At 62.8% G+C, this 16,029-nt stretch carries 15 protein-coding genes and 1 tRNA gene; 6 read left to right on the forward strand and 10 right to left on the reverse strand.

Going from position 1 to position 16,029, the window contains the following annotated elements; all coding sequences use genetic code 11:
- Window positions 1–341: 341 nt before the first annotated feature.
- From pnp to C8264_RS15300, 4 genes are all read right to left on the reverse strand, one after another.
- The gene (pnp, locus tag C8264_RS15285; protein ID WP_108461953.1) at window positions 342–2,489 is read right to left on the reverse strand and encodes a polyribonucleotide nucleotidyltransferase; all 2,148 of its coding nucleotides are present in this window, start codon (window positions 2,487–2,489) and stop codon (window positions 342–344) included.
- Between the two features lie 302 nt (window positions 2,490–2,791).
- Window positions 2,792–3,061, reverse strand: coding sequence for a 30S ribosomal protein S15 (gene rpsO / locus C8264_RS15290; RefSeq protein WP_108461844.1), 270 nt, complete (start codon window positions 3,059–3,061; stop codon window positions 2,792–2,794).
- A gap of 136 nt (window positions 3,062–3,197) precedes the next feature.
- Window positions 3,198–4,901 carry a sensor histidine kinase gene (locus tag C8264_RS15295; RefSeq protein ID WP_108461845.1) on the reverse strand — a complete coding sequence of 568 codons (1,704 nt, stop codon included), beginning with the start codon at window positions 4,899–4,901 and terminating at the stop codon, window positions 3,198–3,200.
- Window positions 4,902–5,018: 117 nt separating this feature from the next.
- The gene (locus C8264_RS15300) at window positions 5,019–5,210 is read right to left on the reverse strand and encodes a hypothetical protein (RefSeq protein WP_108461846.1); all 192 of its coding nucleotides are present in this window, start codon (window positions 5,208–5,210) and stop codon (window positions 5,019–5,021) included.
- A gap of 94 nt (window positions 5,211–5,304) precedes the next feature.
- Between C8264_RS15300 and miaB the strand changes: the two genes are divergently transcribed.
- Window positions 5,305–6,699: a tRNA (N6-isopentenyl adenosine(37)-C2)-methylthiotransferase MiaB gene (miaB, locus tag C8264_RS15305; protein ID WP_108461847.1), complete on the forward strand. Its 1,395-nt coding sequence runs from the start codon at window positions 5,305–5,307 to the stop codon at window positions 6,697–6,699.
- A gap of 248 nt (window positions 6,700–6,947) precedes the next feature.
- Here miaB and dnaJ read toward each other — a convergent pair whose 3' ends face one another.
- From dnaJ to C8264_RS15330, 5 genes are all read right to left on the reverse strand, one after another.
- Window positions 6,948–8,081 carry a molecular chaperone DnaJ gene (dnaJ, locus tag C8264_RS15310; protein WP_245893251.1) on the reverse strand — a complete coding sequence of 378 codons (1,134 nt, stop codon included), beginning with the start codon at window positions 8,079–8,081 and terminating at the stop codon, window positions 6,948–6,950.
- Between the two features lie 185 nt (window positions 8,082–8,266).
- Window positions 8,267–9,334, reverse strand: coding sequence for an alpha/beta hydrolase (locus C8264_RS15315; RefSeq protein ID WP_108461849.1), 1,068 nt, complete (start codon window positions 9,332–9,334; stop codon window positions 8,267–8,269).
- 210 nt (window positions 9,335–9,544) lie between these two features.
- Entirely contained in the window at window positions 9,545–10,003 is a 459-nt protein-coding gene (locus tag C8264_RS15320; RefSeq protein ID WP_108461850.1) for a hypothetical protein, read from the reverse strand.
- A gap of 66 nt (window positions 10,004–10,069) precedes the next feature.
- Entirely contained in the window at window positions 10,070–10,354 is a 285-nt protein-coding gene (locus C8264_RS22220; RefSeq protein ID WP_162783684.1) for a hypothetical protein, read from the reverse strand.
- Between the two features lie 88 nt (window positions 10,355–10,442).
- Window positions 10,443–10,517, reverse strand: a tRNA-Gly gene (locus tag C8264_RS15330).
- Between the two features lie 203 nt (window positions 10,518–10,720).
- On the opposite strand from C8264_RS15330, the gene C8264_RS15335 reads away from it, so the two are divergent.
- The 3 genes from C8264_RS15335 to C8264_RS15345 are packed head-to-tail and all read left to right on the forward strand — an operon-like array spanning window position 10,721 to window position 12,590.
- The gene (locus C8264_RS15335) at window positions 10,721–11,671 is read left to right on the forward strand and encodes a thioredoxin family protein (RefSeq protein ID WP_108461852.1); all 951 of its coding nucleotides are present in this window, start codon (window positions 10,721–10,723) and stop codon (window positions 11,669–11,671) included.
- Window positions 11,672–11,682: 11 nt separating this feature from the next.
- Complete coding sequence (locus C8264_RS15340; protein WP_108461853.1) at window positions 11,683–12,348, forward strand: LON peptidase substrate-binding domain-containing protein; 666 nt, start codon at window positions 11,683–11,685, stop codon at window positions 12,346–12,348.
- The gene (locus C8264_RS15345; protein ID WP_108461854.1) at window positions 12,348–12,590 is read left to right on the forward strand and encodes a Trm112 family protein; all 243 of its coding nucleotides are present in this window, start codon (window positions 12,348–12,350) and stop codon (window positions 12,588–12,590) included. Before C8264_RS15340 ends, C8264_RS15345 begins: the two co-directional genes overlap by 1 nt.
- 250 nt (window positions 12,591–12,840) lie before the next feature.
- Here C8264_RS15345 and C8264_RS15350 read toward each other — a convergent pair whose 3' ends face one another.
- Window positions 12,841–14,061, reverse strand: a complete 1,221-nt coding sequence (locus C8264_RS15350) for an FAD-dependent monooxygenase (protein ID WP_108461855.1) — start codon at window positions 14,059–14,061, stop codon at window positions 12,841–12,843.
- 262 nt (window positions 14,062–14,323) lie between these two features.
- Between C8264_RS15350 and C8264_RS15355 the strand changes: the two genes are divergently transcribed.
- The gene (locus tag C8264_RS15355) at window positions 14,324–14,662 is read left to right on the forward strand and encodes a P-II family nitrogen regulator (protein ID WP_108461856.1); all 339 of its coding nucleotides are present in this window, start codon (window positions 14,324–14,326) and stop codon (window positions 14,660–14,662) included.
- 23 nt (window positions 14,663–14,685) lie between these two features.
- Window positions 14,686–16,029: an ammonium transporter gene (locus tag C8264_RS15360; RefSeq protein ID WP_108461857.1), complete on the forward strand. Its 1,344-nt coding sequence runs from the start codon at window positions 14,686–14,688 to the stop codon at window positions 16,027–16,029.

Genomic DNA, 16,029 nt, shown 5'->3' on the forward strand with positions numbered 1-16,029 from the left:
AGACGACGAGAAAGCAAAGCAGTTCCCTTGGGAAAGCGGTGACGCAAACACTGTGTGGCCCAAGCCCTAAGCCGCGTTGCCGCTATTCGCTAGTGCAGGAAAGCCTCACTTTCGGAACGGCGCGCAGGAGTGTCGGTTCCTCGCCACAATGTGATGAATTTTCACTGTGGCTAAAAAGCAACTACAAACCTAAGAGGTTGTTATAGCGGCGGTTCATCGGCGGGGCCAGGTGCATAATCCCGCCACGGCTGCGCCGCAATCATTGCGAACGAAAGCAAGCATGCTGCGAGAAAAGGCCCGGATCGCTCCGGGCCTTCTTTTATTGTGCTTCCAGTTTGCCGCTATTCGGCAGCGGGTGCTTCCGCAGCATCCTTGGTGATTTCCTTGCCGGTGGCCTGATCGACCACCTTCATGGAGAGGCGAACCTTGCCGCGCTCGTCGAAGCCCAGCAGCTTGACCCAGACCTTGTCGCCTTCCTTGACCACGTCGGTGGTCTTGGCAACGCGCTGTTCGGCCAGCTGGCTGATATGGACCAGACCGTCCTTGGCACCGAAGAAGTTCACGAACGCGCCGAAATCGGCGGTCTTGACCACGGTGCCCTGGTAGATGGCGCCCACTTCGGCTTCGTCGGTGATCGAGCGGATCCACTTGATGGCGGCTTCGATTTCCGATCCGTCCGAGGACGAAATCTTGATCGTGCCATCGTCATCGATGTTGATCTTGGCGCCGGTCTTTTCGACGATCTCGCGGATCACCTTGCCGCCGGTGCCGATCACTTCACGGATCTTGTCGGTCGGGATCTTCATGGTTTCGATGCGCGGAGCGAACTCGCCCACTTCACCGCGCGAAGCGGAGAGCGCCTTGGCCATTTCGCCCAGGATGTGGATACGACCGCCCTTGGCCTGCTCGAGGGCGATCTTCATGATCTCCTCGGTGATGCCAGCGATCTTGATGTCCATCTGCAGCGAGGTGACGCCCTGGTCGGTGCCGGCCACCTTGAAGTCCATGTCGCCGAGGTGATCTTCGTCGCCGAGGATGTCGCTGAGCACAGCAAACTTCTCGCCTTCGAGGATCAGGCCCATGGCGATACCAGCCACCGGGCGGGCCAGCGGCACGCCAGCATCCATCAGTGCGAGCGAGGTGCCGCAGACGGTTGCCATGGAGGAGGAGCCGTTGGATTCGGTGATCTCGGACACGATACGGATCGTGTAGGGGAACTCTTCGACCGAAGGACGGATCGGGTTGATGGCGCGCCAGGCGAGCTTGCCATGGCCGATTTCGCGACGGCCGGGGGAACCCATGCGGCCAGCTTCACCCACCGAGTATGGAGGGAAGTTGTAGTGCAGCAGGAAGTTCTGCTTCTGGGTGCCTTCGAGCGAGTCGATATACTGCTCGTCTTCGCCGGTGCCGAGCGTGGCAACGACCAGCGCCTGGGTTTCGCCGCGGGTGAACAGCGCCGAACCATGGGTGCGGGGCAGGACGCCAACTTCGGAAACGATCGGGCGAACGGTGGACAGGTCACGACCGTCGATGCGCAGGCCGGTATCGAGCACGTTCCAGCGCACGATCTTGGCCTGCAGATTGTGGATCACTTCGCCGAGGTCTTCGGCGGAGACTTCACCAGCTTCGATCTTGGCGGCAAAGGCTTCCTTGACGGCCTTCTTTGCAGCGTCGACCGCAGCGTAGCGATCTTCCTTCTTGGTGATCTTGTAGGCCGCGCGCAGGTCGGCTTCGGCGACCTTGAGCACTTCGGCTTCGAGGGCGGAATAATCCGGAGCCTGGAAGTCGCGGGGTTCCTTGGCGGCAAGCTCGGCGAGCTTGATGATGGCCTGGATGACCTTGCGCGATTCGGCATGGCCGAACATCACGGCGCCCAGCATGATTTCTTCGCTGAGTTCCTTGGCTTCGGACTCAACCATCAACACGGCGTCTTCGGTGCCGGCCATGACGAGGTCGAGCTTGGATTCGCTGCGGCGATCTACGGCGAGATTGAGGACGTACTCACCATCGACATAACCGACGCGGGCAGCGCCGATCGGGCCCATGAAGGGAATGCCCGAAATGGTCAGGGCAGCGGAAGCTGCGACCATGGCCAGCACGTCTGGGTTGTTTTCCATGTCGTGCTGCAGAACGGTGATGACCACCTGGGTCTCGTTCTTGTAGCCTTCGGGGAAGAGTGGGCGGATCGGGCGGTCGATCAGGCGAGACGTCAGGGTCTCGTTCTCGGTCGGACGGCCTTCACGCTTGAAATAGCCACCGGGGATCTTGCCAGCGGCAAAATACTTTTCCTGGTAGTTGACGGTCAGCGGGAAGAAGTCCTGGCCCGGCTTGGCGGACTTGGCGCTGACAACGGTCGCCAGCAGCACGGTTTCGCCAAGGGTAGCGAGCACGGCGCCATCGGCCTGGCGGGCCATCTTGCCGGTTTCGAGCGTCAGGGGCTGGCCGCCCCAGTTGAGCTCGACCTTGTGGTGATCAAAATTGATCGTCATGTTTTTCGTCTTTCCATTCTGCCGGCGGAGCGGGAACGCGGTGGCCATCAAGGCAAGAACCACGAACTCAACCGGTGCACCCACCCTGCCGCACACCCCATGTGTGAAGCGGGCTCAAAACAGGTGCTGTTTACGTCGGGCGAAGAACGAAACATGGGCAAGACAACAAGCAGCTCCCATGAAGGAGAGCGGCCAATAATCCTGCCATGCTCCGGCATTCGCCGGCGGCGCCCGATCAGGGCGCCATTGCAGAGGCAGATGCGGAAGGAAAATCCCGCACCTGCAAATTCAAAGAACTACGTTTAGCGACGCAGGCCGAGCTTTTCGATGATGGTCTTGTAACGGGAGTCATCGACCTTCTTGACGTAATCAAGCAGGGAACGGCGGGTCGAAACGAGCTTGAGCAGACCACGACGGGAATGGTTGTCCTTGTTGTGGCCCTTGAAGTGCTCGGTCAAATTGGCAATGCGCTCGGACAGGATTGCAATCTGCACCTCGGGCGAACCCGTATCGTTTGGCTTGATTGCATATTCCTGGATGAGTTCGGCTTTGCGCTCTGGCGTAATCGACATCGGATAGATCCTTAATTGGAGGATAGGGGTCGCCCCGGCCGGGATGTCGTCCAGGAGGGGCCGTGAAAACGCCAAAGGACCCCAGGGGGTCTAAGGCTGGGCTGCATATAGGGCAAAGTGCGCCAGAATGCCAGAATTATTCAGCGGCAAGGTCCTGTTCGGGCTCAGGCTCGGGCGCCTGGACCGGATCGATCGAGGCCAGCGGAACGGCAAAGCGCCATTCGATGCCATCGGCATGGCCGATGCGCTCGACTTCCGCATCGAGAGAGCGCGCCACCATGGTCTTGAGCACCGTCGTGCCAAAGCCCACCCGGGATGCCTCGGGCAGCGCCCGCGCCACGGTTTCGCGCCAGATCCAATGGAGTTTTTCGCCGGCAATGTGCCAGCGGACCGACAGCGTACCGTCGTCGCCGGCAAAGGCGCCGTATTTGACGGCGTTGGTGGAGAGTTCGTGCAGCGCCATGCCGATGATCTGCGCGGCCTGCATGTTGAGCCGCACTTCGGGGCCCGAAAGGGTCAGGCGCCTGGTGTCCCTGGGGCTGAACGGCGCGATCTGGTTGGCGATGAGTTCGCCCAGCACCACGCCCTGCCGGCCATGGGTCAGCAGCAGATCGGTGGAGCGCGCGAGACCCAGGATGCGGCGCTCGAAATTTTCGACATAGGTGCCGACTTCGGTAGCGCCGCGTGCGGTCTGCTTGGCCATGGCGGCGATGACGGTCATCTGGTTCTTGGAGCGGTGCGCCACTTCGCGCATCAGGAAGCGCACCTCGGTCTCGGCGGCCTGCCGGTCGCGCGAGGCCTGCGCCAGCGCGTCGGAGACTTCGGCGATCTCCGAGATGGGATAGGGCTTGGCTTCCACCAATTCGCCAGCACCCAGCCGCCGGGCATCGCGCGCCAGGCCCCGCACCGAGCTGCCGATGCGCCGGCTGACCCAGAACAGGGCTGCCAGGATCAGGCCGAGCAGCAGGACAGCGCCCGCAATCAGCGACAGCATGGCCGTCAGCAGCGGCTGGCTGATGATCGATGCCGGCGCCCAGGCAACCAGCCGCCAGCCCGTCGCCGCCGATCGCTGGATCACGCCCTGGGCCGGACCGGAGCTGGTTTCGATGCGCCGCCAGCCCGTGGCATAGGGCTGTTCCATGGCGTTGAACGGGGTGAACTGATCGCCGACATTGCCGCCATCAAGCGTTGCCGCGATGATCTGGCCGTCATTGTCGAGCAGCGCCGCGTTCCAGCCTTCGGGCAGGCTGTTGGTCGAGAGCGCGGAAGCAAAATTGCTGGCGGGCTGGTTGAGCGCGATCAGCTTCTTGCCTTCCGGCCCCAGATCGACCGGCAGCAGGATATTGTAGACCCACACTTTCGAGATTGCGCCAAACACCAGGTCGGAAACCACGACTTCGTTGCTTTCGAAGGCTTCTTGCGCTGCGGCGATATCATTAGTCTGGACGCGCGGGCTGTCGAAGGGAACCCGCGTGCTGGCAAAGGTCGTATAATCGGGATCGACAACGAACAGATGGGTATCCGTGTCGACAAGGGCGAGCTTGCTGCGCGCATAAAAGCCGCGATAATCCCCCTCACGCAGTGCCGGCGAGGACGCCAGCACCCGCAGGGTGGTGATGTTGGCGGAAATCTCGCGCTCGACAGCCTGCACGCTTGAGCGTGTGGTCGCCAGGATAAGGGTTTCGAGGGTTTTTTCCTGGGCGGCTTCATTGCGCTCGATCAGGACGCCTGCAAAGAGGAAGCTCGGCACGACGCCAACCAGCGCCAGGGCTGCCAGGTAGTAGATGATGGAGCGCCGCGCGCGCCGCTGGGGAGTCTTGCTGATAGTTGCCTCTGCCATGCCGCCCGCACGAGATAATGGACGAGCGCCGCTCGCTTGTCCCCACTCCTGGAGACAAGCATAGGTTCACTCGCCCGTTTCGGGCAACAACAAAGGTTTAGCTAGCGGGGTCCGCCGCTAGTAATTTGTCGCGGGATCGCTGGCCGGGAAGCTTTCGTCGACGGCTTCATCCTGCTTGTCCCATTCGCTGGGCTTGTCGGCCTGCGATTCCTCGCCGGCATTGCGAACCTGGACCGGCGCATCCTTGGGGCCAGGTTTCTTGCCATTCTTCATGGCAGCGGCGTTGTCACTCTTGTTGGTATCGGTCATCTTGGATTCCCCTTATTGGAAGGGGAAACACCCTGACGGGCGCCATGGTTGCACTGGCTTTGAGTCTTGGCGCGTCCTCTGCTAAAGAGCCGATATGACCGAGACGCGCGCAAACACCAAAAAGCTCTTCATCAAGACCTATGGCTGTCAGATGAATGTCTATGACAGCGACCGCATGGGCGATGCCCTGGCGCCGCACGGCTATGAGCCGACGCTGGACATTGCGCAGGCGGACCTGGTGCTGCTCAACACCTGCCACATTCGCGAGAAGGCCTCGGAGAAGGTGTTTTCCGAGCTGGGCCGGCTCAAGGAATTGCAGACCGAGCGGCGTGCCATGGGCGGGGACATGATGATCGGCGTGGCCGGTTGCGTGGCGCAGGCCGAGGGCGAGGAAATCGCCCGCCGCGCGCCCGTGGTCGACATGGTATTCGGGCCGCAGGCCTATCACCGGTTGCCGGACATGCTGGCCAAGGCCGAAGCGCAGCGGCAATTGCATCCGAGCATGAAGCGAGCGGTGATCGACACGGACTTCCCCGAGGAAGACAAATTCGAGCATCTGCCGCTGCCCAAAAAGGAAGTGACGATCAAGCGCGGGCTGACCGCGTTTTTGACCGTGCAGGAAGGCTGCGACAAGTTCTGTTCGTTCTGCGTGGTGCCCTATACGCGCGGCGCGGAAGTGTCGCGGCCGGTGGCGCAGGTGCTGGCGGAAGCGCGGGGGCTGGTGGAGGCCGGCGTCAAGGAAATCACGCTCCTGGGCCAGAACGTCAACGCCTATCACGGCGATGACAAGGGCCGCAGCGTGGGCCTGGGGGAACTGGCTTATCGGCTGGCGGAAATTTCGGGGCTGGAGCGGCTGCGCTATACCACGAGCCATCCGCGCGACATGGACGATGCGCTGATCGCGGCGCATCGGGACCTCGATATCCTGATGCCCTATCTGCACCTACCGGTGCAGTCGGGTTCGGACAGTATTTTGAAGGCCATGAACCGGCGCCACACGGCGGCCGAATACATGACGCTGATCGAACGTATCAAGACGGCACGGCCGGACATGGCGCTGTCGGGCGATTTCATTGTCGGCTTCCCGGGCGAGAGCGACCAGGATTTCGAGGACACGCTGCGGATCATCGCCGATGTGGGCTATGCCTCGGCCTATTCGTTCAAATATTCGACGCGGCCGGGTACGCCGGGCGCCAATCTGGGCGACCAGATTGGCGAGGTGGTCAAGAACGAACGCCTGTGGCGGCTGCAGGAACTGGTCAACAAGCAGACGACGGCGTTCCATGCTTCATGCGTGGGCAAGACGCTGCCGGTGCTGATCGAGCGGCCGGGGCGCATGCCGGGCCAGGTGGGTGGGCGATCGCCCTATCTGCAGGCGGTGCATCTCAATGGCGGGACCGAGTTGATCGGGGCGATCCACCAGGTGGAGATCGTGGGCACGAGCACCAATTCGCTGGTGGGACAGTTAAGGCAAGCGGTGGCGGCTTGAGGCAGGCAAGCCCCGGATGGTTTAGCAACCGCAGTGTCATCCCGGCGTAGGCCGGGATCCATCCTCCGATGGTTCGGCTGACTCAGACAGACTTCGGGACGGCCACCTTGCGGCTGTGGCGTGATCTCGGGCTGGATCCCGGCCTGCGCCGGGATGACATTGAGTGTGTGGGAGGTGCGTGCCATTCGAGCGTAGCTCTCATGGCCTTGAGGCCTGAAATTGCTCCACTGGAGCGATTTTGAACGGCCTCAAGCCTCAAACATCTTCTTGAGCTTGTCGAAGAACCCGCCCGATGTGGGACTGGTTTCCTCTGTCTCCAGCCGCGCGAATTCTTCGAGGAGTTCGCGCTGGCGGCGGCTGAGGGCCTGGGGGGTCTCGATGTCGAGCTGGACATAGAGATCGCCGACATCCTTGGAGCGCAGTACGGGCATGCCCTTGGCCTTGAGGCGGACGCGCTGGCCCGGCTGGGTGCCTGCCGCGACCTTGACCTTGGCGCGGGCGCCATCGAGCGTTGGCACTTCGAACTCGCCGCCGAGGGCCGCCGTGGTCATGGCGATGGGCACACGGGCATAAAGATCGGCGCCGTCGCGCTGGAACAGATCGTGCGGGCGGATGGAGATGAAAATATAGAGATCGCCCGGGGGTCCGCCGCGAACGCCGGCTTCGCCTTCATTGGCGAGGCGGATGCGGGTGCCGTCCTCGATGCCTTTTGGGATATCGACCGAGAGCTTGCGATTTTCCTGGCGGCGGCCCTGGCCACCGCAATCGGTGCAGGGCTGGTCCATCATCTGGCCGCGGCCCTGGCAGACCGGGCAGGTGCGTTCGATGGTGAAAAAGCCCTGGGCGGCGCGAACCTTGCCGTGGCCGTTACATTGCCGGCAGGTGTGGGTGCCGGTGCCGGGCTTGGCACCCGAGCCATCGCAGGTGGTGCAGCCGACGAGCGTGGGCACGTCGATTTCCACCGTGCGGCCTTCAAAACTTTCCTCGAGGCTGATTTCGAGGTTATAGCGCAGATCGCTGCCGCGCAGCTTGGACGAGCCACCACCGCCGCGGCGTTGCCCGCCCATGAAATCGCCGAAGATATCGTCGAAGATATCGGACATCGATGAGCTGAATTCGGGACCGAAGCCCGCAGCGCCACCGCGGCCGCCGCCGTTTTCGAAGGCGGCGTGGCCGAAGCGGTCATAGGCGGCGCGCTTCTGGCCGTCCTTGAGGGTATCGTAGGCTTCGTTGATTTCCTTGAACTTGGCTTCCGCGTCGGCATTGCCCGGATTGCGATCGGGGTGATGCTGCATGGCGAGCTTGCGATAAGCGCTCTTGAGCGATGCGTCATCGGCGCCCTTGGCGACGCCCAGCACCTCGTAGAAATCCTTTTTGGACAAAAACCCGTTCTCCATGCGTTGCCGGTCGCGTCGCGCGCGCCCAGCCAAAATCTAAGCCCTAGATGGCAACAGACCCCACGACCCGCAAGGGGTCTGGGGCCGTTCGTGGCAAACCAAATGCTGCCCGCTCATAACAAGAGAGGGCGCCTGGGGCAATATTTCTGATTCGATGAGCGGCTTATGGCTCAGCTCTGCCGGCTGGACACGAAGGCTTTGCCCAGCACCTGGGCGACGTCGGTCTGGGCGAACAGCGCCTTGGTGACGATGACGCCCAAGCCGAAGAAGCCCTGGGTTACACCATCATAGGTCCAACAGTTGACGGGGGTGCCGGCGTGACGCAGCGCTTCTGCCAGCATTTCGCCTTCGGTGCGCAGGGGATCGATGCCAGCCAGGATGATGGTGGTGGGTGCAAGATTGCCCAGATCGTCGCGCGACAGCAGATCGATGCGCGGGTCCTTGATTTCCTCGCCATCCTCGAACAATTGCCGGAAGCGCCAGCGCATGGCGGGCAGGCCAATGGGCCGCGCGCGCTGGGTTTGGCCATAGGAGGCTGTCGACAGATCGCTGCCGGCGATCGGGTGGATCAGCACCTGGTGAACGGGCTGGCCGACATGCCCGTCGCGGGTGCGGATGGCAATGTTGGCGGCCAGATTAGCGCCGGCATCCTCGCCGACGACGGCCATCCGGCGCGGATCGGCGGTGAGATCGCGCGCCTGGGCAAGTGCCCAGGTCCATGCCGTCCAGGCATCTTCATGGGCTGCCGGAAAGCGATGCTCGGGCGCCAGCCGATAGGCGACGGAAACCACGATGGCGCCGGTGCGCCGCGCGATGGCGCGGGCCGAAGCATCATGGCTGTCGAGATCGCCGGTAACGAAGCCGCCGCCGTGGAAATAAAGGACCAGGGGATTGAGGCGGCTCAACAGGCCAAGCGGGCGATAGATGCGCGCGGGCAGAGACTCGGCCTCGCCATTGGTGATTTCGATGTCCTCAGCCTCGACGCCATCCTCGCCCGGAGCGCGAGTCTGCAGCGCCAGGATCGCCTTGACCGCGTCGGCGGGTTTCGGCTGGCGGCGCGCCAGGGTGGGCGTCGAATATTCCAGCGGCCGCGCGCCAAGTTCGCCCAGCGTATCGAGGACATGCTTCATGTCGGCATCGAGCCGGTCCATGGGATCGCCACCCAGCACTTCGGACAGCCTGCCGATGGTATCGGCAGGGGCGATTTCCGGTGTGGCGTCGGAATGGGAATCCGTCATGATGCGACCTCGCTAAAGCGTGATCGTTCCTTTGAGCGCCTAAAGGCGTCGCCAATTGGACCCAAACAAGGGCATTTTGCGGCGATGGGGGTGATGCCGGTTTAATGAGGCGGCCGCTCAAGGGTTCCAGCGGCGTGGCGCCTGCTGGTGAACAATCCCCTCGGATCAGGTCCGAGGGAGGTGGGTGAGAGAAGAAGCGAGCGTTGGCGCTCAGGCCATTACGTCGGCAATGGTAACGCCCTTGTCGAGCAGCTTCTTGCGGGCGGCGTTGACGACATCGACGCTGAACTCGTCTTCGTGCTGCAGCACGATGGCTTCGCCGGTCAGATCGCTGCGGCCATGGGCAATGAACTTGTCGAAGCCGTCGGAAAGGCCCTCTTCCATCATCAGGTCGGAGAGCACCTTCTGGGCACCGACGCGCTTGTGCTTGGCGCGGACCTTGAGCAGGCGGGTGGAGCGGCCGTTGTCGGCGGTGCGGAATTCCTCGGCAGCGGTGAGGCTGGTCCAGAAGGCGCGCTCGACGGCATCCTTGTGGGCGTTGCCGGCGAGTTCGGCAATGCGCAATTGGCAGCCAAAGGCGAGGTCGTCATAGCCAAGGCGAACGGCGTTCGCCATCAGCTTGCGCAGCTTTTCGGGATCGGTGAAGGATTTTGGGTCTGGAATGTTCATACACCTATATAGGCCATCCGGGGTCGAATACCTAGGAAAATAGGCTGGGAAGCTGGTCTGCGCAGATCAATTGACGGGCCAGAGGCTTTGCGCGCCCTCGAGCACCGCTCCAAGCAGGGCCGGATTGTTCCACAAGACGAATCCGGCAACCGCCAATCCCGCGAGCAGCAGCAGGCCAAAAATCCGCTTCACCACCGAGAAGACGAGCCAGATCACCAGCAAAGCTGCCAGACCGAGCCCGATCAACGTGTAATTGTCGCCTGTTATGGTTGTTCTCCTCTGGCGAAAACGCCTGATGCCGCCAAACAGCGCCGCTCTTGTGCGGCGCAACCATGGCAGCAGGACGGCCACTCGCTGGAGCTCGCTCCGCAAACATCCAGAAAAACAAAAAGGGTCCCGAAGGACCCTTTGTTTCTCAAGGCTTGCCGGCCTTGAGAATTGGAGCGGGCGATGGGATTCGAACCCACGACCCTAACCTTGGCAAGGTTATGCTCTACCCCTGAGCTACACCCGCGCTCCGTTGCCTCCGGGCACACTTGATGTCCGGCGACGCGGGCCTATATGCCTAAACGCGTGCCCCTTGGCAACCCACAATTTTGCCTCCGCGTCATCTTAGCGTCATCGGCGACGCCAAAGGGCTTGTCACATCGCCGTTTCCGGGCGCAAAAAGAGCGCCGAACGATTATCATCCGCCTAGTTTCAAGGGCCTTTGCATTCATGTCCACTCCGTTTTCCAGCGCCGCCAATGCTTCTCCCGCCGCTGTGCCAGCCGGCGCGTTGATCAAGGATTCGACCGACCAGGCGTTCAAGGCCGACGTGATCGATGCTTCGATCGAGCAGCCGGTACTGGTCGATTTCTGGGCGCCATGGTGCGGCCCCTGCCGTGCGCTGACGCCGGCGCTGGAAAAAGTGGTCAACGAGAAAGCCGGCGCGATTCGGCTGATCAAGATCAATATCGATGAAAACCCGCAGATCGCGGGCCAACTCGGCGTGCAGTCGATCCCGGCCGTGTTTGCCTTTGCCGGCGGGCGGCCGGTGGATGGCTTCATGGGCGCAATGCCGGAAGGCGAAGTGCGCCGCTTCGCCGAGAAGGTGATTGCCGCGGCCCCTGCCCCGCAGCCACAGGAAGGCTCGCTCGAGGCACAGATCACCGAAGCGCTGGCGGCGGCCGACCAGGCCTTTGCCGCTGGCGATCTCGGCCGTGCGGCCCAAATCTATGGCATGGTGGTGCAGCACCAGCCCGACCATGCCCAGGCCCTGATCGGGCTGGCCAAGGTGTATCTCGCCGCGGGCGAAGCCGAACAGGCGCAGGCAACGCTGGAGCTGGTGCCCGAGGGCGAGCGCAAGGGCGAGGCTTATCTTTCGACCGCCAATTCCATTCGCCTGCTGGCCGAGGCTGCCGACCTGTCGGAGACCACGGCGCTGGAAGCGGCCATCGCGGCCAATCCGGACGATCATCAGGCGCGCTATGATCTGGCGCTGGCGCTGAACGCGGAAGGCAAGCGCGTGGAGGCGGCCGAGGCGCTGGTGGCGATTTTCAAGCGCGACCGCACCTGGAACGAGGATGGCGCGCGCAAGAAGCTGCTGGAGTTCTTCGATGCCTGGGGTCCCAAGGACCCTGCCACCAACAAGGGCCGGCGCATGTTGTCGGCGGCCCTGTTCTCCTGATCGGAGCTTTCATGCCCAAGCGTCCGCAATCGCCGGCCGAACTGCCCAAATCGGTGCCGTTGTTCCCGCTTTCGGGCGCATTGCTGCTGCCGTTCTCCCATCGCCCGCTCAATATCTTCGAGCCGCGCTATATCGAGATGGTGGACGCAGCCCTGCGCGGCGACCGTCTAGTCGGGCTGATCCAGCCAGAAGATACCGAGGAAGAAAGCCCGCGCGGCCGCAGTCCGCTACAGCCGATCGGGTGCCTGGGGCGGCTCACCCATTTCGAGGAAAGCGGGGAGGGCCGGTATTTCATTATCCTTGAAGGGGTGACCCGGTTCCGGCTGGCGCATGAACTGACGGTGATGACGCCTTATCGCCAGGGCGCCATCGCAGCCGAGGAATTTGCTACTGATTTCGAGCGTGATTTTGGCGAGGAGCGCGTCGACCGTGAGCGGTTCGTGCGGATGATGCGTGACTATGCCGAGTTCGCCAATATCGAGCTCAATTGGGAAGAAATCGAGCGCACCGGCACGGCGGACCTGGTCAATTTCTGCTGCATGGTGGGGCCCTATGGCCCAGCCGAAAAGCAGGTATTGCTGGAGGCCGAAACGCTGGAGCAGCGTGCCGAAACTTTGATCGCGATGACGGAATACGAAATCGCCCGGGGCGGCAACGGCGGGGCGCCGCTCAACTGATGGCCACGCCCGTTTCCGATTTGCGGCACCAGTTCGACGTCAAGACGCTCGAAATGCTGGTTTGCCCGCTGACCAAGACGCGGCTGACCCTTTCGGAAGACAAGACCGAGCTGATCTCGGTCGCGGCGCGCCTGGCTTTCCCCATCGCCAGCGGCGTGCCGCTGCTGAGCCTGGATGAGGCGCGCAGTGTCGATCCCGAGATGCTGCGGCGGCTGCCGGAATTGAAGGGACCTCGGGGGTAACCAGGGTTCAAATTACCTTGGGCTCATCATCCCAGTCAGTTCCATCCACTGTGTCATTCCCGCGAAAGCGGGAACCCCTGTTTTGAAACGGAGGTTCCGCTTTCGCGGGAATGACGCCGTGGGTGAGGGCGGATATTGCTCGCCGCCGGCTCAGTCCGCGCAACCTAAAGCATGTCGCTCAGAGTGGAATTCGCCCAGTAGACCCCATGGTGAGCTTGTCGAACCATGAGGTCTCCCACGCGCCGACACCCTAGATCGGCAACCCGCTCAACAGCTTTGGCCCATTGCTGGAAACACCGGCAGCGGTGCGGATCAGGGCTGATTTGACCGGCCCCGCGCGGTCGACCAGCCCCAGGCCGAAATCGCGGATGGCGCGGACGGGGGGGACGTCGTTGGAAAAGAGGCTGTTGAGGCCATCGGTCATCGCCGCCATGCTGGCGGTGTCGAAGCGCCGCCAGGCCTGATAGCGCTCCAGCACATCGTCGGCGCCATGGTCGAGCCCGAGGCGGATGGCGTCGATCACCACTTCGGCCAGCGCCGCGATGTCCTTGAGCCCCAGATTAAGCCCCTGCCCGGCGATGGGATGGACGACATGGGCGGCATCGCCCACCAGCGCCAGACGCGTGCTGACGAAATCGCGGGCGATCTGGAGATGGAGCGGGAAGCCCGCCAACTTGTCCTCCAGCGTGACGGCGCCGAGCGCATAGCCCATCGCGGCCTCGATCTCGGCGGCAGCTTCTGACGCATCGAGGGCGAGCAGGCGCTGTGCCTCGTCCGTGCTTTCCGTCCAGACCAGGGATGAACTATTGCCCGGCAGCGGCAGGCTGGCAAAGGGGCCGGCGGGGCGGAAGTGTTCATAGGCAACGCCATCATGTGGCAGTTCGTGGCTGATGGTCGCGACCAGCCCGGTTTGCCCATAGGGGCGGCCAAGCACGCCAATGCCAGCCATGCCGCGCAGAGCGGACCGGGCGCCATCGGCAGCGACGACAAGGGGCGCGGCAAGGATTTGTCCGTCGGCCAGCTGCAGCTGGGCCAGCTTACCAGCGGCAGCAAAGCCGGTGATTTCAGCGGGGGCGATGACCGTGATCTTGTCGCTCACGGCATCGAGCAGTACCTGAGCGCTCACATGGTTCGGCACCATATGCGCAAAAGGCTCGCCGGGCGCTACGTCACCCTCAAAGGTCAGGAAGCTGGGGCGGGCGATATCGCCTTGCCCCGAATCGGTGATGCGCATCGCGGTGATCGCTTGCGAGTGGGCCAGCATGAGCGGCCAGACGCCCAGGACCTCGAATACCCGGCGCACCCCTGCGGCAATGGCGGAAGCGCGATTGTCCCTCGGCACGCTGAGCGGGCGGCGATCGACCAGGCCAATGCGAATGCCGCGCGCGGATTGCGCCAGGGCCAGCGCCAGGGTGAGCCCCACGGGCCCGCCACCCACGATCAGCACGTCGAATGATTGTTGCCCGCTCATGCCCATTTCTCCGTTTGCCCCATTGTGCCGCTCCCCTCGTGCCACGCAAGCGTGCTGAACGTCACAGCCTTGCCTTATTTCTACTCAGACCGGCACGGAGCTGCCTATGAATTAGGCAAAAGTCGCGAAGCCAGCACGCTCAGAAAAGCGGCATCGCATCTAACCCATTGAATCCACGTATTTAAATCCGGCCAAATCAAGTTGGCACACGTCTTGAGTCTGAGAGTGCATCCAGAAAGCGCCAAAACGCAAAGGGGCACACATGAAACTGGTGATTGCGATAATCAAGCCGTCACGCCTCGAAGAGGTCCGCCAGGCTCTGAACTCGCTCGACGTGCACGGCATGACCGTAAGCGAAGTGAAGGGCTATGGCCGCCAGAAGGGCCATTCCGAAATCTACCGCGGCACCGAGTATGCCGTGCATTTCCTGCCCAAGCTCAAGGTCGAGATCGCCGTCGACGACTCGCTCGCCGATGCCGTTTCCGCCGCCATTTGCGATAGCGCGCAAACCGGCCGGATCGGCGATGGCAAGATCTTCGTGCTCGACCTGCTTGCCGTCACCCGCATTCGCACCGGTGAAACCGGCGCATCTGCCCTTTAAGCGTCCTCGGGAGAAAACTAGAGATGAAGACGTCAAAAATCTTGGGGAGCGCCGCACTTGCCTCCCTGCTGCTGGCCCTGCCAGCCCTTGCCCAGGATGCGGCAGCGCCGGCTGCCGAAGTGGTCGAGGAGGTCGTCGCCAGCATCGACACGGGCGATACCGCCTGGATGATCGTTTCGACCCTCCTGGTCATCCTGATGACCATTCCGGGCGTTGCCCTGTTCTATGGCGGCCTCGTGCGCTCCAAGAACATTCTATCGGTCATCACCCAGGTGTTCGGCGCCTTCTCGATGATCGCCCTGCTCTGGGTGGCCTATGGCTATTCGCTGGCCTTCTCGGGTCCAAGCGAAGGCGGGCTTTCCGCCTTTATCGGCGATTTCTCCAATTTCTTCCTCGCCAATGTCACTCCCGATTCGGTTTCGGGCACCATTCCCGAGCTGATCTTCGTGGTGTTCCAGCTCACCTTCGCCTGCATCACCGCAACGCTGGTGGTGGGCGGTATTGCCGAACGCATGAAGTTCGGCGCCGTCATGGCGTTCCTCGCCATTTGGTTCACCTTCGCCTATCTGCCGATCGCCCACATGGTGTGGTCGGGCGCTGGCCTGTTCTTCCAGATGGGTGCGCTGGACTTTGCCGGTGGCACGGTCGTGCACATCAATTCCGGCGTCGCGGCGCTGGTGGCTGCCATCGTGCTGGGGCCGCGCCTTGGCTACATGAAGGAGCCGATTGCGCCGCATAATCTGGTCTTCACCTATATCGGCGCGTGCCTGCTGTGGGTTGGCTGGTTCGGCTTCAACGCCGGCTCGGCTCTCGGCGCCAACGGCGTTGCCGCTCAGGCCTTCCTCAACACCATCACGGCTCCTGCTGCCGCGGGCATTGCCTGGGCTGTCGGCGAAAAGATCACCCGCGGCCATGCTTCGGCCCTGGGCTTTGTTTCGGGCGCTGTCGCTGGCCTCGTCGCCATCACGCCAGCGGCTGGTTTTGCCGGAACGTTCGGCGCGATCGTCTTGGGTGCGGTCACCGGCTTTGTGTGCCTGTGGGCCGTGGTCACCCTCAAGCCGATGCTGAAATATGACGACAGCCTCGATGTCTTCGGCATCCACGGCATTGGCGGCATTGTCGGCGCCATCGGCACGGCCATCGTTGCCGACCCGGCCCTGGGCGGTTTCGGGGCCGAGGGCTATGCGATGGGCGGCCAACTGGTCACCCAGATCATGGCCGTGGTCGTCGCCATCGTCTGGTCGGGCGTAGCGGCCCTCGTCGCCATGCTGGTGGTCAAGGCGATCTTCGGTGGGGCTCGCGTCACCGAATCGAGCGAAGTCGATGGCCTCGATCTCTCCAGCCACGGCGAGCGCGCCTATAACTAA

This window comes from Devosia naphthalenivorans, from assembly GCF_003056355.1.
Classification (GTDB): Bacteria; Pseudomonadota; Alphaproteobacteria; order Rhizobiales; family Devosiaceae; genus Devosia; species Devosia naphthalenivorans.